Raw genomic sequence first — 21,757 nt, forward strand, 5'->3', positions numbered from 1 at the left:
ATGTCATCAGGCTCAAAAAAAAGTACCATTTACGACCCATTCTGAGTGTTGAGCGGCACCTTCAGGTGTCACCTCGTAGTTCACTCAGACGGTTCCGCCGATGATCACCCAGAGCCTCCCCCGCCATGCCCCTGCTCCACAGCCCGTTCGCCCAGCTCGATCTGATCCGCCAACCCGAGCAACATAACGATCCGCTGCAAGCCTTCGATGCCGCCGACGAGTACCTGCTCGACTATCTGGCGCAGCAGCAACCGGCGGCAGCCACTCGCGTGATGGTGCTCAATGACAGCTTTGGCGCCTTGGCCGCCAGCCTCCAGGGGCAGGTACAAGTGACCTCCAGCGGTGATTCGTTTCTTGCAGCCTTGGGGTTGGAAAAAAACCTGGTACGCAACGGCAAGACGTTTGATGCGGTGCCGTTCATCCCGGCCAGCCAGGTGCCCACGGGGCCGTTCGACCGGGTGCTGATCCGCGTGCCGAAAACCCTGGCATTACTGGAGGAACAGTTGATCCGCCTGCAGGGTCAGTTGGCACCGGGTGCCGAAGTGATCGCCGGGGCGATGATCAAGCACCTGCCACGGGCTGCGGGGGAATTGCTGGAGCGCTACATCGGTCCGATGCACGCCTCACTGGCGGTCAAGAAGGCACGCTTGTTGATCGCGACCGTCGACCAACGGCCCACCGCCCTCTCGCCCTACCCCACCCGCTACGCCCTCGACGCCCCGGCCATCGAACTGCTCAACCACGCCAACGTATTCTGCCGTGAAGGCCTGGATATCGGCACCCGCGCCATCCTGCCCCACCTGCCGAAAAACCTCGGCAACGCCCGCGTGGCGGACCTGGGCTGTGGCAACGGTGTATTGGCAATCGCCAGCGCCTTGCAAAACCCCGCTGCGCACTACACCTTGGTGGACGAGTCCTTTATGGCGGTGCAATCGGCCGCCGAGAACTGGCGCGCCGCGCTGGGTGAGCGCGACGTGGTGATACGCGCAGGCGACGGCCTGGCCGGCCAGGAGGCACAGTCGCTGGACGTGGTGCTCTGCAACCCGCCTTTCCATCAGCAACAGGTGGTCGGCGATTTCCTCGCGTGGCGCATGTTCCAGCAGGCGCGGGAAACCCTGGTCGTCGGCGGTGCTCTTTACATCGTCGGCAACCGTCACTTGGGCTACCACACCAAACTGGCCCGGTTGTTCCGGGGTGTCGAGCAAATCGCCACCACGCCAAAATTCGTGATTATCAAAGCGCGCAAATAAAAAAACCCTGCCACTCGTGCAAATGGCAGGGCTGAAAGCCGGGCCGTGAGGCCCGGATTGGGATGTCAGTGCGTGGTCAAGCCGGCCGCGTTCATGAACAGGCGCATCAGGCTGGCCACGATGAACAGGGCCAGCACGCTGCCGGTCCAGATCATCGCCAACCACCCCAGGCGCCGCCACAACGGCTGTTTCTCGGCCTGTTCAATCTCGTGCAACGTCGGTTTGCCGGACATGGGACGCTCCCTCCTAGTGGTAACCGTCTTCATGGGTGACCTTGCCGCGGAACACGTAGTAGCTCCAGAAGGTGTAGCCCAGGATGAACGGAATGATGAACAACGTACCCACCAGCATGAAACCCTGGCTCTGCGGCGGTGCGGCGGCATCCCAGATCGAAACTGATGGCGGGATGATATTTGGCCACAGGCTGATCCCCAGGCCGCTGTAACCGAGGAAGATCAACACCAGCGTCAGCAGGAACGGCGTGTAATGGGCATTACGTGCCACTGCGCGAATCAGCCCGTACATGGTCACCAACACCAGGATCGGCACCGGCAGGAACCAGAACAGGTTCGGCAGGGTGAACCAGCGCGAGGCAATTTCCGGGTGCGACAGGGGCGTCCACAGGCTGACGATACCGATCACCGCCAACACCACGAAGGCCAATGGCCGCGCCAGGTTGTGCATCTGCTCCTGCAACTTGCCTTCGGTCTTCATGATCAGCCAGGTGCAACCCAGCAGGGCATACGCAACCACCAGGGCGACACCGCAGAACATCGTGAACGGCGTCAACCAGTCCAGCGAGCCGCCGGCGAACTGACGATTCACCACCGGGATGCCGTCAATGAACGCCCCCAGCGCCACACCCTGGAAGAACGTCGCGGCAATCGATCCGCCGATAAACGCCTTGTCCCACAGGTGGCGCTTGTGGTCCTTGGCCTTGAAGCGGAACTCGAACGCCACGCCACGGAAGATCAGCCCGACCAGCATCAGGATCAGCGGCAGGTACAGCGCCGACAACACCACCGAATAGGCCAGCGGGAAAGCGCCGAACAACGCCGCGCCGCCCAGTACCAGCCAGGTCTCGTTGCCGTCCCATACCGGGGCGACGGTGTTCATCATGACGTCACGGTCGACTTTGCCCGGAATAAACGGGAAGAGGATGCCGATACCCAGGTCGAAGCCGTCCATCACCACGTACATCATGATGCCGAAGATGATGATCACGGCCCAGATCAGCGGAAGATCAATACCCATCTCAATTCCCCTTGTGCTGGATGTCGGCGTGTTGGTCATCACTGCCGTCATCGGCCGCCGACAACGGACGCGCCGGTGTACGTTTCTGGCCAGGGCCACCGTGGGTTGGCTCGGTACTTTCGTGGGTGACCGGACCTTTGCGCACCAGACGCATCATGTAACCCAGACCTGCGCCAAACAGCGCGAAGTACACCACCACGAACAACACCAGGGTGATCGTCATCTGCGCCAGGCTGTGTCCGGAAGACGCATCCGCCGTGCGCATCAAACCGTAAACCACCCACGGCTGGCGGCCAATTTCGGTGGTGAACCAGCCGGCGAGAATCGCGATCAACCCGGACGGGCCCATCCACAACGCCAGGTACAGGAACGGTTTGCACGAGTACATTTTGTCGCCCTTGCGCAGCCAGAGGCTGAACAAGCCGGTGAAGATCATCAGGAAACCCAGGCCAACCATGACCCGGAACGACCAGAACACGATGGTCGAGTTGGGGCGGTCCTCAGGCGGGAACTCCTTGAGCGCCGGCACCTGCTTGTCCAGGGAGTGGGTCAGGATCAGGCTGCCCAGGTACGGAATTTCCACCGCGTACTTGGTTTTTTCGGCCTGCATGTCCGGCCAGCCGAACAGGATCAGCGGCGTCGGTTCGTTGCCGACGTTTTCCCAGTGGCCTTCAATCGCGGCAATCTTTGCCGGTTGGTGCTTGAGGGTGTTGAGGCCATGGAAGTCGCCGATGACCGCCTGGATAGGCGCGACGATCAGGGCCATCCACATGGCCATCGACAACATGGTGCGGATTGCCGGGTTGTCCTTGCCGCGCAACAAGTGCCAGGCCGCCGAGGAGCCGACGAAGAACGCGGTGGCCACGAAGGCCGCCGTGGCCATGTGTGCCAGGCGGTAAGGGAACGACGGGTTGAAGACCACCGCGAACCAATCGGTCGGGATCACGCGTCCGTCAACGATCTCAAAGCCCTGAGGCGTCTGCATCCAGCTGTTGGACGACAGGATCCAGAAGGTGGAGATCAACGTACCGACGGCCACCATCACCGTGGCGAAGAAGTGCAGCTTGCGCCCCACTTTGTTCCAGCCGAACAGCATCACCCCCAGGAAGCCTGCTTCCAGGAAGAACGCCGTGAGCACTTCATACGTCAACAGCGGGCCGGTGACGGAGCCGGCGAAGTCCGAGAAGCGGCTCCAGTTGGTGCCGAACTGGTAGGCCATGACCAACCCGGAGACCACGCCCATGCCGAAGTTGACGGCAAAGATCTTCGACCAGAAGTGGTAGAGGTCACGGTAGGTGTCGTTGTGGGTCTTGAGCCACAAACCTTCCAGTACCGCAAGGTAACTGGCCAGGCCGATGGTGATCGCCGGGAACAGGATGTGAAACGAGATGGTGAACGCAAATTGAATTCGGGCGAGATCTAGCGCCTCCAAACCGAACATAAGTTTTCCTCTGTCAGGTAATACCGGCTGCTGGCGGGAGCCTGCACCCACTGCCCCCACGGATATGGAGCCTGTCGAATTTCAATTCGTTTCTTTTTTTTACCCACCACGCGGGGAATCTGGCCTTGCGGCCGCCAGAACAATTCCGGGGCCGGTTTTGATCTGGATCAAGCATTGCTGAAAGAGTAGTCCCATTTTCGTTGCAGGACGGCGTGGTCTTTTGCCGCGTGACAGACTGCCTCAGCTCAGTTCCTGCAACCATCTGTTACAACTTGATGATAATCTCGGCCTTTCTCCGGCCCTGACCTGAACTCCCGATGCCAAGCGAACCCGTGTTGCTGTTGCGCCATCACCGCCCTTTCATCGCGTTCTGGCTGGCGCGGATCTTTACCGCCAGCGGCTTCCAGATGCTCACCGTGGCGATTGGCTGGAACCTCTACCAATTGACCGGCAACGTGCTGGACCTGGGCTTGGTGGGTTTGGTCGAATTTGTGCCGCGCGTACTGTTCATGCTGCATACCGGGCATGTGGCCGACCGTTACGAGCGCCGCAAGGTGGCCGCCATCTGCCAGACCGTGCAGGCATTGATTGCCCTGAGCCTGGCCATCGGCGGCCTGACCGGCCACGTGACCCGCGAGATGATCTTCATCCTCGCGTTCCTGTTGGGCGCCGCACGCTCTTTTGAAATGCCCACCACCCAGGCGCTGCTGCCAAGCATCGTGCCCAGCGCATTGTTCCCACGGGCGGTGGCGTCATCCCAGTCGGCCCAGCAACTGGCGACCATCGTCGCGCCGGCGCTTGGCGGTTTGCTGTATGCATTCGGCAGCGTGTGGGTCTACGGGCCTACCGTGGTGCTTTACCTGATTGCCTGCACGCTGACCCTCAACCTGCCCGCCCGCCAGACCCCACTCAATAAAGGCAAGGCCACCCTGGATTCGCTGCTGGCCGGCATCCGTTTCATCCGCAGCCGCCCGGACATTCTCGGCGCCATTTCCCTGGACCTGTTCGCCGTGCTGCTGGGCGGCGCCACCGCGTTGCTGCCGGTGTTCGCCAAGGACATCCTGCTGACCGGTGCCTGGGGCCTGGGCCTGCTGCGCTCGGCACCGGCGGTGGGTGCGTTGTTGATGTCGTTGTGGCTGGCGCGGTTTGCCGTGGACCGGCACGTGGGACGCGTGATGTTCACCGCCGTAGGCGTATTCGGCGTGGCGACTATCGCCTTCGGCCTGTCGACCTCGTTCTGGTTCTCCCTCGGGGTACTGGTGGTGTTGGGCGCGGCGGACATGATCAGCATGGTGATCCGCGCCTCGTTCGTACAACTGGAAACCCCGGATGAAATGCGCGGGCGCGTCAGTGCGGTCAACGGCCTGTTCATCGGCGCGTCCAATCAACTCGGCGAATTCGAGTCCGGGATCACCGCCCACTGGTTCGGCACCGTGCCCGCCGTGGTCATGGGCGGGGTCGGGACATTGCTGGTCACCGGCGTGTGGATCAAGCTGTTCCCGACCCTGGCCAACCGCGACCGGATGCATGTTCCGGTCGAAGAGGCCAAGGTTTAAAGCACCTTATCCAGGGTGATCGGGAAGTCCCTGACCCGCTTGCCGGTGGCGTGGTAGACCGCATTCGCGACGGCCGCCGCCACCCCGACAATGCCGATTTCACCGACCCCCTTGGAACCCAGGGCATTGACGATCTCGTCGTGTTCTTCGACGAACAGCACGTCAATGTCACCGATATCGGCGTTTACCGGAATGTGGTACTCGGCCAGGCTGTGATTCATGTAACGACCCAGCTGATGGTCAACTTGGGTTTCTTCGTGCAGCGCCATACCGATGCCCCACACCACCCCGCCGAGAATCTGGCTGCGGGCCATCTTGGGGTTCACCACACGCCCGGCCGCAACCGCGCTGACCACCCGGCTGACGTGCACAGTGCCGAGGTCTTCGTCCACCCGCACCTCCACGAACACCGCTGAATGGGTGGCGGTGGCGTAGCCTTCGCGCTTTTTGTCGGGCTCGCTGTCGACCTGGACTTCCAACGCCTCTTCACCGCTGTCCTTGACCAACTGGGCCAGTGAAACACTGACATCCCCGCAGTGCAGTTGGCCGTCTTCGAAGCGCACCGCTTCAGCCCCTTTAAAAACCGGGTAAGTCTGCCGGGCGATTTTCAGCAACTTGGCGTTCAACGCTTCGCACGCTTGCTGAACGGCGGTCCCGACGGAAGACACAGTAAACGAGCCCCCTTGCAGCGGCGCCGTGGGCAACGATGAATCCCCCAACAGAAACGCCACGTCCTTGACCGCCACCCCACTGGCCTGCGCCGCAATCTGGGTCATCACGGTATAAGTTCCGGTGCCGATATCCGTGGTGGCGCTGCTCACCGTCAGCTTGCCTTGCGCGTCGATCCGCGCCTTGGCGCTGGCCTTCATCTGCATGGCCTCCCACACACCGCCGGCCATGCCCCAGCCGATCAATTGCCGGCCCTCCCGCATGCTGCGCGGCTCCGGGTTGCGCCGCTGCCAGCCGAAACGTTCGGCGCCTTCGCGGTAGCACTCACGCAGAGCTTTACTCGACCAGGGTTTGTCTTCGTTCTGGTTGCGCTCGGCATAATTGATCAGGCGCAGTTGCACCGGGTCCATGCCCAAGGCACACGCCAGTTCATCCATGGCGCATTCCAGGCCGATCACACCCAGGGCGGCGCCAGGCGCACGCATATCTAGCGGGGTGAATACATCGAGCGGCACCAGTTTGTAGGTCAGTTGCACGTTGTCGCAGTGGTAGAGCATGCCGCTCCATTCCACCACGTGCTCACTGAAGTCCTCGAAACGCGAAGTCTGGCCGATTGCGGTATGCCCAAGTGCCAGCAATTGCCCGTTGGCGGCGGCGCCCATTTGCAGGCGCTGCAAGGTGCGCGGGCGGTAGCCGAACGTGAACATCTGCTGACGCGTCAGGGTGACCCGTACCGAACGCTTGAGCGCCAGCGACGCCATCACCGCCAGCGGCAATTGATACTGCGGACGCAAGCCCGAGCCGAACGCCCCGCCGACGAAAGCGGCAAAGATACGCACCTGGCTTTTATCCAGGCCGAACACCTTTTGCACATAGGCCTGGCAGTTCTGTGGCCCTTGGGTTTTATCATGGATATGCAGGGTGCCATCCGGCTGATACAGCACCGTACTGGCATGCGGCTCCATAGGGTTGTGATGCTCGATGGGCGTGCTGTAGTGCAGATCCAGGCTGACGGCGGCGGCGCTCCACTGCGCCTGAAAATTGCCACGCGGCTTGGGCGGCGTTTGCGGGGAAGCGTGGGCCTGCTCCTGCATCGCCAGCAAATCGGTGTCGAAAGCCTCGCACTCGTACTCGATATGCACCAGCGAACCGGCATGGCGCGCCAGCTCCAGGTTATCGGCGATCACCAAAGCCAATGGCTGGCCGCTATAGAGCACGCGGTCGTTGTACAACGGGCGAAACGGCGACCCGTCCGCGGCATCGGCATCGGCAAACGCGTCGTCGTAACTGGCGAGTTTCGGCCGGTTGAGGTGATCGAGCACCATGACCACGCCGGGCAATGCCAGGGCCCTGGACGCATCAATCCTGACCACTCGCCCCTTGGCGATAGTACTGGATACCACGCTGCCGTGGAGCAGGTCCTGACCGGCAAACTCACCGGCATAACGCGCCTGGCCCGTCACCTTGAGCAGACCCTCGACGCGGTCCAGGGGTTTTCCGATAGCGGTCATGGGCGTTCTCCTGCGACAGCGGCATCGCTCAGGGCGCGGATAATCGCCCGACGCGCCAGCTTGATCTTGAAGGCGTTGTGTTCCAGCGGCTCGGCATCCTGCAACAAGGCGTCAGCGGCACTGCTGAAGGTTTCGCGGCTGACCGTACGGCCGGTCAGCGCGGTTTCCACCGCACGGTCCCGCCAGGGTTTGTGCGCCACGCCGCCGAGGGCCAGGCGGGCGTCGACGATGGTGTCACCGTCCAGCTCCAATGCGGCGGCAACCGACACCAAGGCAAACGCGTATGACGCACGGTCGCGCACTTTCAAATAGTGACTGTGGCCCGCCAGACGGTCGGCCGGTAACTCAATGGCCGTGATCAGTTCATCATCGGCCAACAGGTTGTCGCGCTGCGGCGTGTCGCCCGGCAAGCGATGGAAATCGGCAAACTCAATCACACGCGAACCGCCACGCCCCTCCACATGCACCCGTGCCTCCAGGGCGGCCAGGGCGACACACATGTCCGACGGGTGGGTCGCCACGCACTGCTCGCTGGCACCGAGAATGGCATGAATGCGGTTCAAGCCGGTTCGCGCCGGGCAGCCACTGCCCGGCTCTCGCTTGTTGCAGGGCACGCCGGTGTCATAGAAGTAATAGCAACGGGTGCGCTGCAACAGGTTGCCGCCAGTACTGGCCATGTTGCGCAACTGCGGTGACGCACCGGCGAGGATCGCCTGGGACAGCAAAGGGTAACGGGCTTCGATCAACGGGTGCCAGGCCAGGTCAGCGTTGCTGACCAAGGCGCCGATCATCACGCCACCACTGGCCGTAGGTTCAACGCCATGCAGCGGCAGGCCGGTGATATCGATCAAGTGTTCGGGCCGGCTGATGTTCTCTTTCATCAGGTCCAGTAAATTGGTGCCGCCGGCAATAAAGCGCGAGGCGGCGCTACTCAGCCGCACCGCTTCATGTACGTCGGTCGGCTTGCTGTACTGGAAAGGGTTCATGGTTTGTCTCCCAGCACGACCGTTTCAATCGCATCGCGGATGTTGCTGTAGGCACCACAGCGGCACAGATTGCCGCTCATCAGTTCCTGGATCTGCGCGGGGTCCTGGGCCCGCCCCTCATTGGCCAGGCCAACGGCAGAGCAAATCTGCCCGGGCGTGCAATAGCCACACTGGAACGCGTCATGCTTGATAAACGCCTGCTGCATCGGATGCAGCTCGTCTCCGTCAGCCAAGCCCTCGATGGTGGTCAACTCGGCACCGTCGCACATCACCGCCAGGGTCAGGCAGGCATTCACGCGTTTGCCGTCACGCAACACGGTGCAGGCACCACATTGGCCGTGGTCGCAGCCCTTTTTGCTGCCGACCAGGTCAAGTTGTTCGCGCAGCAGGTCGAGCAAGGTGGTCCAGGGCAACACGTTCAGCTGGCGCTGCTGGCCGTTCAGGGTCAGGCGTATCGGGTGGCTGACGAACGGTTGAGCCGCCGCGTCATTGGGGGTTGCGCTCATAAACACCTCACGGGTTGAAGTCCGTTCGCGGCGTTCGGGAAAGTCGCCGTCTCTGGGGTACGACTACCCGTGGTTATGAGCGTTCAAGAGGATTGATCAGCGGATATTGAGCATCACCTTCAAGGTATTTTGCGGGCCGTTGATCGACGTATTACTGAACTCGAACCACCCCTGGGCTTCGACATTCAAGTCAAACACATAGATGTAGCCCATCAGCGTGCCCACGCCATTGCACGCCTCGCTGATATTGCCGACCTGGCACACCGGCGTGCGCCGCCCGTCCAACTCGGCGCCATTGAAGCGGCCCATGGGGCTGTTACCCAGGCCGACTTCCATCACCGAAACCTGGGTCGGGCCACGGTGCTCGCACATCTGGGTACTCTGGGCGCCTTCCGCGACTTTCTCGCTGCAACGCGCCGACTCGACCTTGAACACCCGCACCTCGCTCAAGGGCGGTGCAGCTGCGCCCCACGCTGGTGCCGCGCCCCACCACAGGCTGAGACTGGCGATCAGAGCTAGACTCCACGCGTTGGCTTTTTTCATGCTGTTAACGACCCTGCCTTGAACGTCGGCGCAGTATGCCTCAAGGCCATGATCCACAGCCATGCATCGCCAAGCCAACCCCGTGCGCCACACGGCCTCGGCTGCTGGTATGATGCGCCGCTTTTTCCGATCCTCTCTGAAACCACAGGCGCTTGGCGCAGTTTGTGCTTTGACTTAGAGGTCAACAAATAACGACGCAAGATAGCGTCACAGGGAGCCGGCATGCTGGAAAAGCTGTTTCAACTCAAAGCACACAACACCAACGTGCGCACCGAGATTCTCGCGGGTATCACCACGTTCCTGGCGATGGCCTACATCCTGTTCGTGAACCCGAGCATCCTCGGCGAAACCGGCATGGACAAGGGCGCCGTGTTCGTCGCGACCTGCCTGGCGGCCGCCATCGGTTCGACCGTGATGGGCCTGATCGCCAACTACCCGATCGCCCTGGCACCGGGCATGGGCCTCAACGCCTTCTTTACCTACACCGTGGTGCTGCACATGGGCCACACCTGGCAGGTTGCCCTGGGTGCGGTATTCATTTCGGCAGTGCTGTTCTTCCTGCTGTCGATCTTCCGTATCCGTGAGTGGATCATCAACAGCATCCCGCTGCCGCTGCGCTCGGCGATTGCCGCCGGTATCGGCCTGTTCCTGGCGCTGATCGCCCTGCATAACGCCGGTATCGTGGTCAGCAACCCGGCCACCATGGTCGGCCTGGGCGACCTGAAACAACCGGCGCCGATCCTCGCCACCCTCGGTTTCGCGCTGATCGTGGCGCTGGAAGCCCTGGCCGTGCGCGGCGCGGTGCTGATCGGCATCCTGGCAGTGACCATCGTCTCCATCGTCATGGGCTTCATCCCGTTCGGCGGCGTGACCTCGATGCCACCCTCGCTGGCCCCGACCTTCCTGCAACTGGATATCAAAGGCGCGTTGGATATCGGCCTGGTCAGCGTGATCTTCGCGTTCCTGTTCGTCGACCTGTTCGACAACTCCGGCACCCTGATCGGCGTCGCCAAGCGCGCCGGGCTGATGGGCAAGGATGGCCACATGCCGAAAATGGGCCGTGCGCTGATCGCCGACAGCACCGCCGCCATGGCCGGTTCCCTGCTGGGCACCTCGACCACCACCAGCTACATCGAGTCCGCCGCAGGCGTAAGCGCCGGTGGCCGTACCGGCTTGACCGCCATCGTGGTGGCGATCCTGTTCCTGCTGGCGCTGTTCTTCTCGCCACTGGCCGCCAGCGTACCGGCCTTCGCCACCGCACCGGCGCTGCTGTTCGTGGCCGTGTTGATGACGTCGGGCCTGGCGGAAATCGACTGGGATGACATTACCGTGGCAGCACCGGTGGTGATCACCGCCCTGGCGATGCCTTTCACTTACTCCATCGCCAACGGCATCGCCTTCGGTTTCATCGCCTGGACCGCCATCAAGCTGCTTTCGGGCCGCTACCGTGAGCTGAACCCGGCACTGGTGATCCTGTCGATTCTGTTCGTGATCAAGCTGGGCTGGTTCAACGCATGACTTTTGACGCCGCACGCTACACCGCTCAACTGCAAGACAAGGTCACGCGCTTGCGTGACCTGCTGGCACCGTTCGACGCACCCGAGCCACAGGTCTTCGATTCGCCGCTGCAGAACTTCCGCCTGCGGGCGGAGTTCCGCCTGTGGCGCGAAGGTGGTGAACGCCACTACGCGATGTTCTCCCAGGACGACAAGCGCACGCCGATCCTGATCGAAGAGTTCCCCATCGCCAGCCACCGCATCAACCAGTTGATGCCGCAACTCAAGGCCGCCTGGCAAGCCAGCGCCGCCCTGAGCCACAAGCTGTTCCAGGTGGAGTTCCTCACCACACTGGCTGGCGACGCGATGATCACCCTGTGCTATCACCGCCCACTGGATGAGCATTGGCACACCGCCGCCAAACAGCTGGCCGCCGACTTGAATGTCAGCATCATCGGCCGCTCCAAGGGCAAGCGCGATGTGATCGGCCATGACTACGTGGTGGAAAAACTCGAAGTCGGCGGCCGTACCTTCAGCTATCGCCAACCCGAAAGCGCGTTCACCCAGCCCAACGGCACGGTGAACCAGAAGATGCTCAATTGGGCGTATGAAGCCTTGGGCGATCGCCCGGATGACTTGCTGGAACTGTACTGCGGCAACGGCAACTTCACCCTGCCGCTGGCCACCCGCGTGCGTAAGGTGCTGGCCACCGAGATCAGCAAAACCTCCGTGAACGCAGCGCTGGCCAACCTCGATGAAAACGCTGTGGATAACGTCACCCTGGTGCGCCTGTCTGCCGAAGAACTCACCGAGGCGCTCAATGAAGTGCGTCCGTTCCGTCGCTTGCAAGGTATAGACCTGAAGAGCTATGAATTCGGCAGCGTGTTCGTCGACCCGCCCCGCGCCGGCATGGACCCGGACACCTGCGAGCTGACCCGGCGCTTCGACAACATCCTGTACATCTCCTGCAACCCGGAGACCCTGGCCGCGAACATCGCGCAACTGCATGACACGCACCGCATTACCCGCTGTGCAATGTTTGACCAGTTCCCGTGGACGCACCATATGGAATCCGGCGTGTTGTTGACCCGACGCTGACCCGTACGCCGCCCGCATTCGGGCGGCGCACCTTCTGCAGCGACTGCCCTGGATTAATGGTTCGATAATCGAACACATGCCAACCCGGGTACACTGCCGTCGATTGACCAAATTAACCATTCAGTACATTTTACCTCCACAACGAACAATAATTGTGGAGACACCCCATGCCGCCCCTCATCCTGGTGCTCAACGGCCCCAATCTCAATCTGCTCGGCACCCGTGAGCCGGCCACCTACGGGCATGAAACCCTGGCCGACATCGCTGCCCTATGTGGCCGCAGCGCTGAACAACTGGGGTTGAAACTGGAGTTTCGCCAAACCAACCACGAAGGCGAACTGCTCGACTGGATCCACGGCGCCCGCGCCCGTTGCGCCGGGATCGTGATCAACCCGGCCGCCTGGACCCACACTTCAGTCGCGATTCGTGACGCACTGGTAGCCAGTGAAGTGCCGGTGATCGAAGTGCACTTATCCAATGTGCATGCGCGTGAGGCGTTTCGGCATCACTCCTTTGTATCGCCGGTCGCCACCGCAGTGCTGGCCGGCTTCGGCAGCCACGGCTACCACTTGGCCCTGAGCCACTTCAGCCAGTTGCTAAAAGGATCGACCCGATGAAACCGCGCATCCTCGCCGGCCTGATCGGCTCGGGCATCCAGGCTTCCCGCACCCCGGCGCTGCATGAGCAGGAAGGCGACGCCCAAGGCCTGCGTTACCTGTATCGCCTGATCGATCTTGCACCGTTGCACCTGGACATCAACGCCCTGCCCGACCTGCTGCGCGCCGCCGAGTTGATGCACTTCACAGGGCTGAACATTACCTACCCGTGCAAGCAGGCGATTCTGCCGTTGCTCGATGAACTCTCCGACGAAGCCCGAGGCATCGGCGCGGTCAACACCGTGGTATTCAAGGCCGGCAAGCGCATCGGCCACAACACCGACTGCCTGGGGTTTGCCGAAGGGTTTCGGCGCAACTTCAATGATGTCGCGCGCCAACGCGTGGTCCAGATGGGCGCCGGCGGTGCGGGAGCGGCCGTGGCCCACGCACTGTTGGCCGAAGGCGTACAGCACTTGAGTATTTTTGACGTGGAGATCAGCCGCGCCCGCGACCTTGTCGATAACCTTGCGCAGCGTTTCGGCAGCGGGCGTGCCCAGGTCGCCAGCCACTTGGAAAGCGCCATGGCCGAAGCCGATGGGTTGGTCAACACCACACCGATGGGCATGGACAAACTGCCGGGCACGCCGGTGCCGCCCGCGCTGTTGCGGGCTGAATTATGGGTCGCGGAAATTGTGTACTTCCCCCTGGAAACCGAACTGCTGCGCGACGCCCGCGCCTTGGGTTGCCGCACCCTGGATGGCGGCAACATGGCGGTGTTTCAGGCGGTGAAGGCGTTTGAGTTGTTCAGTGGCAAGGCGCCAGACGCCGACCGCATGTTGGCGCACTTCCAGAGCATGAATACCTGACCGGCAAAAAAATCCCAATGTGGGAGCGGCTTGCCCTAATGCCAGTCAGTTAAGCGATAGAGCGGACGATGGTTAACCTGTGGGAGGGGGCTTGCTCCCGATAGCGGCAAGTCAGTCGAAAAACTGCTGACTGGCACAACGCTATCGGGAGCAAGCCCCCTCCCACATGGGTCCTGTTTCAGCCTTAGGCCTGCAAGTAACGCATCACCGAATCACAAATCATCTCGCGGTGGCGCTGCTTGATCGCCTCGTCCGACAGCTCGATCTGAAAAATCTCACTGAACGTATGGCGGTTGGACACCCGGTAAAAGCTGAAAGAGTTGATCAGCAGGTGCACGTCCAACGGCTCCAGCCCCTCGCGGAACAGCCCCATCTCGGCCCCCCGACGCAAGGTGGCGCCCAGCGCTTCAAGGATGTTGCTGTTCATCGCCTTGATCGCATCCGAACGCTTCACGTATTCGGCGTTGTGGATATTCTCGATGCTGACGATACGCACGAAATCCACGTTCTGGTCGTGGTGATCAAAGGTGAACTCCACCAGGCGCCGGATCGCTTCACGGGGCTCCAGCGCGGTGAGGTTCATACGGGTTTCGGTATTACGGATGTCGCCGTAGAGCTTCTCCAGTACTTCGACGTAGAGCTGCTCCTTACTGCCGAAGTAGTAATAGATCATGCGTTTGGAAGTGTGGATGCGCTCGGCGATCGCATCCACGCGAGCGCCGGACAGGCCCTGTTGAACGAACTCGACGATGGCTTCCTGAAGGATGTTTTCGCGGGTCTTTTCCGGATTGTTCTTACGACTCTTGCGCGGTGCTTCGGAGGTCATGGTGCGCTCACGGCCAGTGTTATGCAGGCGGTGATTATGGGCCGCGCCGCCCGCCGAAGGAAGCACCCGACACGCCGTTATAAACGCGCCTGCCGCGCCGCGCCGCTACGGGATTTGGCCATCGCCGCAAGACGTACCGCCACGTTGGCCGCGCCATAGCCGGCGTAACCGTTCTTGCGCTGGATAATCTCGAAGAAAAACCGCCCTTCGAACGCCTCGGTGTACACATGAAACAACTCACCGCCCTGGGCGTCGCGGTCGTACAACACGTTGTAGTACGCCAACTCGCTGAGGAACTCATCGTCGAAATCGAACCGCGCCGCCAGGTCGTCATAGTAGTTGAGCGGGATATCCAGCAACGGCACACCCGCCGCCTTCGCCCGGCTGACCTCGGCGAAAATATCCGCGCAGTCGAACGCAATGTGGTGCACCCCCGAGCCTCGATAGCTCGATAGTGCGTGGGAAATGGCGGTGTTGCGGTTCTCGGAAATATTCAACGGCAGGCGGATCGAGCTGCAACGGCTGCGCAGCGCACGGCTTTTCACCAGGCCGTAAGGGTCGGGCAACACCACTTCGTCATCGGCCTCGAAATCCAGCAGGCTCTTGTAGAACAGCACCCAACTGTCGAGGCTGTCGGCCGGCAAGGCCATCGCCATATGGTCAATGCGCAGCAGGCCGCCGCTGGAAAGCGCTGCCGGCTGCAAGTTGAAATCAGTGTCGTACAAGTCGCCTTCGCTTGGGTCCACCAAGTAAATCAGGCTGCCATCCGGTGCGCGAACCGCGCCCAGTTCCAGCTCGTTGGGCCCCACCAATCCGCGATACGGCTGGCCTTTGTAGGCCACTGCCCGTGCCATCGCCTTGGCACTGTCCTTGACCCGAATCGCCGTGGCACACAACGATGGCCCATGGGCCTCGAAAAAATTGTGCGCGAAGGAATACGGCTCACAGTTGAGGATCAGGTTGATATCCCCCTGGCGCAACAGGCTCACACTCTTGGAACGGTGCTGCCCGGCCTTGACGAACCCCAGGCGCTCCAGCCATTGAGTGAGCCTGGCCCCGAGGTTTTCATCCACAGCGAACTCCAGGAACTCGATGCCACCGTATTCGCTGGCGGCCGGGGTATCGAACAGGATATCGACGGGCTGGGCAGGCGCTTGCTGCTGGAGGCGTTCACGGGTTTTCTCTTCCAGGTACAGCAGCGAGCGCAAGCCGTCCGCCGCATTCCCCCGGGTGGGTGCCGCGCGGAAACCATCGTTGAAGATCTCCAGGGATAACGGCCCGGTGTAGCCGCTCTGGATGATCGGTGCGAGGAACCCCGCCAGGTCGAATTCGCCCTGCCCGGGGAAGCAACGGAAGTGCCGGCTCCACTCCAGCACATCCATGGCCAGGATCGGCGCGTCAGCCATTTGCACAAAGAAGATCTTGTCGCCGGGGATCTGCGCGATCGCGCTCGGGTCGCCCTTGAGCGACAAGGTGTGGAAGCTGTCGAGCAGCACGCCGAGGCTGGGGTGATCGACCTGGCGCACCAGGTTCCACACCTGCTGCCAGGTGTTGACATGCTTGCCCCAGGCCAGCGCTTCATAACCAATGCGCAGTCCACGGCGCCCGGCGTGTTCGGCCAGCAGGCTCAAGTCGTCGAGCAAAATGCGTTCATCGCCCACGCAATCTGCCGAAGCATTACTGCACACCAGCACCAGGTCGGTGCCCAGTTCCTGCATCAAGTCGAACTTGCGCTCGGCCCGTTCAAGGTTGCGCGCCAGGCGGTCGCGGCGGCAGCCTTCGAAGTCGCGGAAGGGCTGGAACAAGGTGATGGCAATGCCCAGGTCGGCACACATTTGCCTGACTTCCCGCGGGCTGCCGTCGTAATACAACAAGTCATTCTCGAAGATCTCGACCCCGTCAAACCCGGCGGCGGCAATGGCTTCAAGCTTTTCCGGCAGAGTACCGCTCAAGGAAACGGTGGCAATGGAACGTTGCATGGGGCGACTCCCGGCAATTGTTGTTTGTGGCAAATTATTCGCCCCCAGCCTACACGCAGCAATTAAAATGTACGAACCGGTTAGTTTTTGGTGCGATTATCGAACACTAAGCCCCTTTGGCGAATTGACGATTTTTTAACCGCTACGCACCATCGTTCTCGCAGCTACACCCGAAAAAGAAGCCCAGCACACACCATAACAATTTCAAAAACGGGTACCACCTCATGCCTTCGCAAAACTCCGTCCTGGCCGCGCGCCCGGGCAACCCGCACGCCGGCATCGGCGACAAGATCCGCGGCGCCCTGGCCGTGGGTAAAACCCGCTGGGGCATGCTGGCCCTAGTGTTCTTCGCCACCACACTGAACTACATCGACCGCGCCGCCCTGGGCGTGATGCAACCGATCCTGGCCAAGGAAATGAGCTGGACGGCGATGGACTACGCCAACATCAACTTCTGGTTCCAGGTGGGTTATGCCATCGGTTTTGTACTGCAAGGCCGGCTGATCGACCGCATCGGCGTCAAGCGCGTGTTCTTCTGCGCGGTCTTGCTGTGGAGCCTGGCCACCGGCGCCCACGGCCTGGCCACCTCGGCGCTCGGCTTTATGATCTGCCGTTTTATCCTCGGCATCACCGAAGCCGCCAACTATCCGGCCTGCGTCAAGACCACGCGCCTGTGGTTCCCGGCGGGTGAGCGCGCAGTCGCCACCGGCATCTTCAACGCCGGCACCAACGTCGGTGCGATGCTGACGCCGATGCTGCTGCCGTTGATCCTGCACGTGTGGGGCTGGCAGGCGGCGTTCCTGTGCATGTCGGCACTCGGCGGGATCTGGCTGGTGTGCTGGGGCCTGAAGTACTACAACCCGGAAGACCACCCCACCGTTAAACAATCCGAACTGGATTACGTACAGCAGGAACTCGAACCGGAACAACCTCGCGTCCCGTTCAGCCGCATCCTGCGCATGCGTGGTACCTGGGCCTTCGCCCTTGCCTACGCGATGACCGCACCAGTGTTCTGGTTCTACCTGTACTGGCTGCCGCCGTTCCTGAACCAGCAATACAACCTGGGCATCAACGTGACCCAGATGGGCATTCCGCTGATCATCATTTACCTGACCGCCGACTTCGGCAGTGTGGGTGGGGGCATTCTGTCGTCGTTCCTGATCGGCCGCGGGATGAACCCGATCAAGGCGCGGTTGCTGTCGATGCTGCTGTTTGCCTGCTGCATCATCGGTGTGATCATGGCCGCCGGTTCCAGCCAGCTGTGGGTCGCAGTGTTTGCCATTTCCCTGGCCATCGGCGCGCACCAGGCCTGGACCGCCAATATCTGGAGCCTGGTGATGGACTACACGCCCAAGCACATGATGAGCACGGTGTTCGGTTTCGGTGGCATGTGCGCGGCGATCGGCGGCATGTTCATGACCCAGATCGTCGGGCATATCCTCACGGTCACGAACAACAACTACACGGTGCTGTTCACCCTGATCCCGGCGATGTACTTCATTGCCCTGACCTGGATGTACTTCATGGCACCGCGCAGGATTCCTACCGTAGACGTCTGAGCTACCCCACGAGCTATCCCCCGAGCTCCCCCCGAGCTATCTGCGCCGCTGCTGCCAGGCAGCGGCCAACCCGCTCATGCAGATCACCCCGATCCCGACCACCGTGGTCAGGTCCGGGGTGTGATTGAACACCAGCCAGCCCAACAACCCTGCGAACACGATCTGGCAATAGCCGAATGGTGCCAGCAAGGCCGGCGCCGCGAAGCGGAACGCCTGGGTCAACAGCAGGTGCGCCGTCATACCGCACGTACCCAGCGCCAGCATCAGCACTGCGTGCCATAGCGTGGGGATTTGCCAGAAGAACGGCACCATGGCACTCATCACCAGGGTATTGCACAGGCCGGCGAAGAAGTTGCTGGTGGTCGGTGTGTCGTATTGGCTGAGGATGCGCGTGAGCAGTTGGTAGAAGCAGAAAAACAGCGCCGAACACAGCGGCAACAACACCGCCGGGGTAAACAACTCGCCCCCCGGATGGATGATCACCAGCACGCCGACAAACCCGCAGATCACCGCCAGCCACTGGCCGCGCGTGACATGCTCGCCGAGCAGCGGCACGGACAGCGCCGTCACCAGGATCGGCGCGAGGAAGTTCACCGCCGTGGCTTCCGCCAACGGGATGTAATGCAGCGCCGTGGTGAAAAACAGGCTGGTGCCTAGCAGGCACAAAGCGCGCACCACCTGCATCCCCGGGCGTTTGCTGCGCAATACCCGCAAGCCCGATTGCGGCAGGAAGATCCCGGCCATCAACAGGGTGTGCACCAGGTAACGCGCCCACACCACCATCACGATCGGATAGAACCCGGCCAGGTATTTGGACAAGGCGTCGTGGCTGGAAAACAGAAAGGTCGCCACCACAATCAGCAAAATGCCTTTGAAGGGACGGTTGACGCCGGAAAGGGGGGTGCTGACGGTCATTGAATTCTCTTGCATGGCGGGCTGAACGCTGAGCACTGAACACGGCAGCACTCAACCCGGTAATCTAGCAGCCGGGTCGGAGTCTGCCCCAAGAGCATAACCAAACACCGTGCGAACAGCGCACTAAATCACGGTATTCGAGTCCAACGCAGCACGTTTGCCCAAGGGCTGCACACTTTTTGATCAAGGCCATGCCGCTATGAAAAAAATTCTCTTTGTTCTGTCTGCCCTTGCCCTGCTCACCGCCTGCAATAAAGAGCCAACGCCCGCGCCCAAGCCCGCTCCCGCCTCGGTACAGGCCACGCTGGTACCGGCAACCCCGCCGACCGATAAATGGGTCGGCAAGTGGATCGGCGTCGAAGGCTTGAGCCTGACCATCGCCAAGGACGACAGCATCGGCCGTGGCCATTACCTGCTGACCATGAAGTACGGCCTGGATGACGACGACGCCGGCACCTTCAAAGGGGAAGCCAACGAAGACGGCATTACCTTTACCCGCCCCGACGGCCCGCAGCAATTGAGCGCCGGCGACGGCGAGGCCACCGGCCTGAAATGGCTGGCGGATAAAAAGGACTGCTTGATTGTCGATACCGGCGAAGGTTATTGCCGCGATTAACGGCCATACTCTTTCCCAATTAATGTAATACCGTTTACCGAGAGGATTGCCCCCATGCTATGGAAAAAAGGCCGACGCAGCGACAACGTGGTGGATGCCCGCGATGACAGTGGCGGCGGTGGTGGAGGCATGCGCTTCGGTGGCGGCAAGGGCCTGAGCCTCACGGCGATTGTGCTGATCGTCGGCATAGGCTGGCTGACCGGCCAGGACCCGCTGCAGATCCTCGGCCAGTTGACCGGCCAGATGGAACAAGCGCCCTCGGTGAGCACGCAAACCCGCCAGGCCCCGCCGGCCAACGACCAACAGGCTGACTTTGTGCGCGCCGTGCTGGGCGATACCGAAGACACCTGGGGCCAGGTATTCAAGGAAAATGGCCTGGTCTACAAAAACCCCAAGCTGATTCTGTTCCGTGGCCGGGTCAACTCCGCGTGTGGTAGCGCCACCTCGGCCAGCGGCCCGTTCTACTGCCCGGCCGACCAACAAGTGTATCTGGACCTGGATTTCTTCCGGGAAATGTCGCAACGCTTCCAGGCTGCCGGCGAGTTCGCCCAGGCGTATGTGATCGCCCACGAAGTCGGGCACCATGTGCAAACACTGCTGGGCATCTCCTCCAAGATCCAGGCCGCGCGCCAGCAAGGCCGGCAAATGCAAGGTGACGGCGGTTTGCTGGTACGCCAGGAGCTGCAGGCCGACTGCTTCGCCGGGGTGTGGGCCAACCGTGCGCAAAAACGCCTGAACTGGCTGGAGCCCGGCGACATTGAAGCCGCACTGAACGCCGCCAACGCCATTGGCGATGACCGTTTGCAGCAACAGGGTCAAGGGCGCGTCGTGCCGGACTCGTTTACCCACGGCACCTCGGCACAGCGCGTGCGCTGGTTCAAGACCGGCTTTACCGAGGGGCAGATCACTCAATGCGATACCTTCGCCGCCAAGAGCCTCTAAATGAACCAACGACTGGGTCTACTGCTGGGCTTGATGATCAGCTGTTCCGCCAACGCCTCGGCCGCCGAGAAAGCGCACGGCGTCAAAGTGGTCAGCCCCGAGCGTTTTCATCTGCAGGCGGGTGACCTGAGCCTGGGCCTGAGTCAGGACTGGCGCCAGCCGCTGCCCAACGTCACCCGTGCACTGATCATCGTGCACGGTCGCTTGCGCAATGCGCAGACCTACCTCAAAAGCGGCGAAGATGCCGCCGCACACGCAGGCGTTGCCAGCCATACCCTGGTGATCGCACCGCAGTTTCTCAATGAGCTGGATGTGCAACGCAATCACCTGGCTAAGCAGGTGCTGCGCTGGCACGGCAATGACTGGATGGCCGGCGAACTGTCGACCGGCCCGGGCCAACTCAGCTCCTACGGTGCGCTGGACCAGGTCATCAAGCACCTGGGCAACCGCAAACTGTTCCCGGCGCTGAAAGAAATCGTGGTCGCCGGCCACTCCGGCGGCGGCCAAGTGGTGCAGCGTTTTGCCCTCACCGGCCATGATCACCCGCTGCTGCAAACCGAAGGCATCAGCCTGCGTTACGTGGTGGCGAACCCCTCGTCATACGCCTATTTCAGCCCGCAGCGCCCAGTGAAGTTCGATGTGGCCAGTTGCCCAAGCTTCAACGAATGGAAGTACGGCATGCAGCACCTGCCCGCCTACGCAACAGGCCAGGGCGCCGAGCAGCTTGAGCAGGCTTACGTGTCACGCGACATCACCTACCTGCTGGGCCAGCAGGACACCGACCCGAACCACCCGGCCCTGGATAAAAGCTGCGAAGCCGAGACCCAGGGCGCGTACCGGCTGGTTCGTGGGCACAACTACTTTGACTACCTCAAGACGCGCCATCCGCAACTGAGCCATAAGCTGGTGGAAGTGCCGGGCGTGGGCCATGACGGCGACAAGATGTTCACCTCGCCTGAGGGCGAGAAGGTGCTGTTTACCCAGTAAGCACTGAATAAACCAACTCAAAATGTGGGAGGGGGCTTGCTCCCGATGGACTGCGTAGCAGGCCCATTTTTGAGGCCGCTGCGCGGCCTATCGGGAGCAAGCCCCCTCCCACAGGTTATCCATCGTCCGCTCTATCTCTTAACTGACAGGCATTAGGGCTT

20 protein-coding genes are annotated in these 21,757 nt (G+C 61.7%); 10 read left to right on the plus strand and 10 right to left on the minus strand.

All coding sequences use genetic code 11. The features are described from left to right. The first annotated feature begins 125 nt into the window (after nucleotides 1-125). The gene (locus DK870_RS08015) at nucleotides 126-1,250 is read left to right on the plus strand and encodes a class I SAM-dependent methyltransferase (protein ID WP_104996035.1); all 1,125 of its coding nucleotides are present in this window, start codon (nucleotides 126-128) and stop codon (nucleotides 1,248-1,250) included. Nucleotides 1,251-1,315: 65 nt separating this feature from the next. Here the strand turns inward: DK870_RS08015 and DK870_RS08020 are convergent, their stop codons facing one another. From DK870_RS08020 to DK870_RS08030, 3 genes are read right to left on the minus strand one after another with little or no spacing between them, the layout of a single operon-like run. Then, entirely contained in the window at nucleotides 1,316-1,483 is a 168-nt protein-coding gene (locus DK870_RS08020) for a DUF2474 domain-containing protein (RefSeq protein WP_081086932.1), read from the minus strand. A gap of 13 nt (nucleotides 1,484-1,496) precedes the next feature. Then, nucleotides 1,497-2,504: a cytochrome d ubiquinol oxidase subunit II gene (gene cydB / locus DK870_RS08025; protein WP_060752317.1), complete on the minus strand. Its 1,008-nt coding sequence runs from the start codon at nucleotides 2,502-2,504 to the stop codon at nucleotides 1,497-1,499. 1 nt (nucleotide 2,505) lies between these two features. Next, a complete protein-coding gene (locus tag DK870_RS08030; RefSeq protein WP_104996036.1) occupies nucleotides 2,506-3,945 on the minus strand; it encodes a cytochrome ubiquinol oxidase subunit I in 1,440 nt (479 codons plus the stop codon). A 317-nt stretch (nucleotides 3,946-4,262) separates the two neighbouring features. On the opposite strand from DK870_RS08030, the gene DK870_RS08035 reads away from it, so the two are divergent. Continuing rightward, nucleotides 4,263-5,501: an MFS transporter gene (locus DK870_RS08035; protein ID WP_104996037.1), complete on the plus strand. Its 1,239-nt coding sequence runs from the start codon at nucleotides 4,263-4,265 to the stop codon at nucleotides 5,499-5,501. Here DK870_RS08035 and DK870_RS08040 read toward each other — a convergent pair. The 4 genes from DK870_RS08040 to DK870_RS08055 form a co-directional block, all read right to left on the minus strand. Continuing rightward, nucleotides 5,498-7,681 (minus strand): xanthine dehydrogenase family protein molybdopterin-binding subunit, encoded by a 2,184-nt coding sequence (locus tag DK870_RS08040; protein ID WP_060752320.1) that lies wholly within the window; start codon nucleotides 7,679-7,681, stop codon nucleotides 5,498-5,500. The two genes, DK870_RS08035 and DK870_RS08040, sit on opposite strands and share 4 nt — an antisense overlap. After that, nucleotides 7,678-8,667, minus strand: coding sequence for a xanthine dehydrogenase family protein subunit M (locus tag DK870_RS08045; protein WP_104996038.1), 990 nt, complete (start codon nucleotides 8,665-8,667; stop codon nucleotides 7,678-7,680). Before DK870_RS08045 ends, DK870_RS08040 begins: the two co-directional genes overlap by 4 nt. Then, nucleotides 8,664-9,173: a (2Fe-2S)-binding protein gene (locus DK870_RS08050; protein WP_161548407.1), complete on the minus strand. Its 510-nt coding sequence runs from the start codon at nucleotides 9,171-9,173 to the stop codon at nucleotides 8,664-8,666. Before DK870_RS08050 ends, DK870_RS08045 begins: the two co-directional genes overlap by 4 nt. 96 nt (nucleotides 9,174-9,269) lie before the next feature. Next, nucleotides 9,270-9,716, minus strand: a complete 447-nt coding sequence (locus tag DK870_RS08055; protein WP_090365702.1) for a DUF4879 domain-containing protein — start codon at nucleotides 9,714-9,716, stop codon at nucleotides 9,270-9,272. 222 nt (nucleotides 9,717-9,938) lie between these two features. Here DK870_RS08055 and DK870_RS08060 point away from each other — a divergent pair, with 222 nt between their 5' ends. From DK870_RS08060 to DK870_RS08075, 4 genes are all read left to right on the plus strand, one after another. Further along, nucleotides 9,939-11,234 carry an NCS2 family permease gene (locus DK870_RS08060; protein WP_161548408.1) on the plus strand — a complete coding sequence of 432 codons (1,296 nt, stop codon included), beginning with the start codon at nucleotides 9,939-9,941 and terminating at the stop codon, nucleotides 11,232-11,234. Continuing rightward, nucleotides 11,231-12,310 (plus strand): tRNA (uridine(54)-C5)-methyltransferase TrmA, encoded by a 1,080-nt coding sequence (gene trmA / locus DK870_RS08065; RefSeq protein ID WP_161548409.1) that lies wholly within the window; start codon nucleotides 11,231-11,233, stop codon nucleotides 12,308-12,310. Before DK870_RS08060 ends, trmA begins: the two co-directional genes overlap by 4 nt. Nucleotides 12,311-12,477: 167 nt before the next feature. Continuing rightward, entirely contained in the window at nucleotides 12,478-12,927 is a 450-nt protein-coding gene (gene aroQ, locus DK870_RS08070; RefSeq protein ID WP_060752326.1) for a type II 3-dehydroquinate dehydratase, read from the plus strand. Continuing rightward, a complete protein-coding gene (locus DK870_RS08075) occupies nucleotides 12,924-13,772 on the plus strand; it encodes a shikimate dehydrogenase (protein ID WP_104996040.1) in 849 nt (282 codons plus the stop codon). The genes aroQ and DK870_RS08075 overlap by 4 nt, the downstream gene beginning before the upstream one ends. Nucleotides 13,773-13,956: 184 nt before the next feature. Here the strand turns inward: DK870_RS08075 and DK870_RS08080 are convergent, their stop codons facing one another. Then, a complete protein-coding gene (locus tag DK870_RS08080) occupies nucleotides 13,957-14,598 on the minus strand; it encodes a TetR/AcrR family transcriptional regulator (protein ID WP_060752328.1) in 642 nt (213 codons plus the stop codon). A gap of 77 nt (nucleotides 14,599-14,675) precedes the next feature. Then, complete coding sequence (gene quiC, locus DK870_RS08085; protein WP_161548410.1) at nucleotides 14,676-16,577, minus strand: 3-dehydroshikimate dehydratase QuiC; 1,902 nt, start codon at nucleotides 16,575-16,577, stop codon at nucleotides 14,676-14,678. 224 nt (nucleotides 16,578-16,801) lie between these two features. Between quiC and DK870_RS08090 the strand changes: the two genes are divergently transcribed. Then, nucleotides 16,802-18,136, plus strand: coding sequence for an MFS transporter (locus DK870_RS08090; protein ID WP_161548411.1), 1,335 nt, complete (start codon nucleotides 16,802-16,804; stop codon nucleotides 18,134-18,136). Between the two features lie 36 nt (nucleotides 18,137-18,172). On the opposite strand, the gene DK870_RS08095 is transcribed toward DK870_RS08090, so the two are convergent. After that, complete coding sequence (locus DK870_RS08095; protein ID WP_090365694.1) at nucleotides 18,173-19,051, minus strand: DMT family transporter; 879 nt, start codon at nucleotides 19,049-19,051, stop codon at nucleotides 18,173-18,175. 199 nt (nucleotides 19,052-19,250) lie between these two features. Between DK870_RS08095 and DK870_RS08100 the strand changes: the two genes are divergently transcribed. The 3 genes from DK870_RS08100 to DK870_RS08110 are packed head-to-tail and all read left to right on the plus strand — an operon-like array spanning nucleotide 19,251 to nucleotide 21,596. Beyond that, on the plus strand, nucleotides 19,251-19,667 hold the full coding sequence (locus DK870_RS08100; protein WP_161548412.1) for a membrane lipoprotein lipid attachment site-containing protein: 417 nt from the start codon (nucleotides 19,251-19,253) through the stop codon (nucleotides 19,665-19,667). Between the two features lie 54 nt (nucleotides 19,668-19,721). After that, entirely contained in the window at nucleotides 19,722-20,609 is an 888-nt protein-coding gene (locus DK870_RS08105; protein ID WP_060752333.1) for a neutral zinc metallopeptidase, read from the plus strand. Next, nucleotides 20,610-21,596 (plus strand): alpha/beta hydrolase, encoded by a 987-nt coding sequence (locus DK870_RS08110; protein WP_161548413.1) that lies wholly within the window; start codon nucleotides 20,610-20,612, stop codon nucleotides 21,594-21,596. The last annotated feature ends 161 nt before the right edge of the window (nucleotides 21,597-21,757 follow it).

The sequence above is a fragment of the Pseudomonas sp. Q1 genome (genome assembly GCF_009935975.1).
Taxonomy (GTDB): domain Bacteria; phylum Pseudomonadota; class Gammaproteobacteria; order Pseudomonadales; family Pseudomonadaceae; genus Aquipseudomonas; species Aquipseudomonas palleroniana.

Excerpts from the sequence above, each read along its gene's own strand:
- DK870_RS08015 (WP_104996035.1), top strand. The coding sequence starts at position 126 with ATGCCCCTGCTCCACAGCCCGTTCGCCCAGCTCGATCTGATCCGCCAA.
- DK870_RS08020 (WP_081086932.1), bottom strand. The coding sequence starts at position 1,483 with ATGTCCGGCAAACCGACGTTGCACGAGATTGAACAGGCCGAGAAACAG.
- cydB (WP_060752317.1), bottom strand. The coding sequence starts at position 2,504 with ATGGGTATTGATCTTCCGCTGATCTGGGCCGTGATCATCATCTTCGGC.
- DK870_RS08030 (WP_104996036.1), bottom strand. The coding sequence starts at position 3,945 with ATGTTCGGTTTGGAGGCGCTAGATCTCGCCCGAATTCAATTTGCGTTC.
- DK870_RS08035 (WP_104996037.1), top strand. The coding sequence starts at position 4,263 with ATGCCAAGCGAACCCGTGTTGCTGTTGCGCCATCACCGCCCTTTCATC.
- DK870_RS08040 (WP_060752320.1), bottom strand. The coding sequence starts at position 7,681 with ATGACCGCTATCGGAAAACCCCTGGACCGCGTCGAGGGTCTGCTCAAG.
- DK870_RS08045 (WP_104996038.1), bottom strand. The coding sequence starts at position 8,667 with ATGAACCCTTTCCAGTACAGCAAGCCGACCGACGTACATGAAGCGGTG.
- DK870_RS08050 (WP_161548407.1), bottom strand. The coding sequence starts at position 9,173 with ATGAGCGCAACCCCCAATGACGCGGCGGCTCAACCGTTCGTCAGCCAC.
- DK870_RS08055 (WP_090365702.1), bottom strand. The coding sequence starts at position 9,716 with ATGAAAAAAGCCAACGCGTGGAGTCTAGCTCTGATCGCCAGTCTCAGC.
- DK870_RS08060 (WP_161548408.1), top strand. The coding sequence starts at position 9,939 with ATGCTGGAAAAGCTGTTTCAACTCAAAGCACACAACACCAACGTGCGC.
- trmA (WP_161548409.1), top strand. The coding sequence starts at position 11,231 with ATGACTTTTGACGCCGCACGCTACACCGCTCAACTGCAAGACAAGGTC.
- aroQ (WP_060752326.1), top strand. The coding sequence starts at position 12,478 with ATGCCGCCCCTCATCCTGGTGCTCAACGGCCCCAATCTCAATCTGCTC.
- DK870_RS08075 (WP_104996040.1), top strand. The coding sequence starts at position 12,924 with ATGAAACCGCGCATCCTCGCCGGCCTGATCGGCTCGGGCATCCAGGCT.
- DK870_RS08080 (WP_060752328.1), bottom strand. The coding sequence starts at position 14,598 with ATGACCTCCGAAGCACCGCGCAAGAGTCGTAAGAACAATCCGGAAAAG.
- quiC (WP_161548410.1), bottom strand. The coding sequence starts at position 16,577 with ATGCAACGTTCCATTGCCACCGTTTCCTTGAGCGGTACTCTGCCGGAA.
- DK870_RS08090 (WP_161548411.1), top strand. The coding sequence starts at position 16,802 with ATGCCTTCGCAAAACTCCGTCCTGGCCGCGCGCCCGGGCAACCCGCAC.
- DK870_RS08095 (WP_090365694.1), bottom strand. The coding sequence starts at position 19,051 with ATGACCGTCAGCACCCCCCTTTCCGGCGTCAACCGTCCCTTCAAAGGC.
- DK870_RS08100 (WP_161548412.1), top strand. The coding sequence starts at position 19,251 with ATGAAAAAAATTCTCTTTGTTCTGTCTGCCCTTGCCCTGCTCACCGCC.
- DK870_RS08105 (WP_060752333.1), top strand. The coding sequence starts at position 19,722 with ATGCTATGGAAAAAAGGCCGACGCAGCGACAACGTGGTGGATGCCCGC.
- DK870_RS08110 (WP_161548413.1), top strand. The coding sequence starts at position 20,610 with ATGAACCAACGACTGGGTCTACTGCTGGGCTTGATGATCAGCTGTTCC.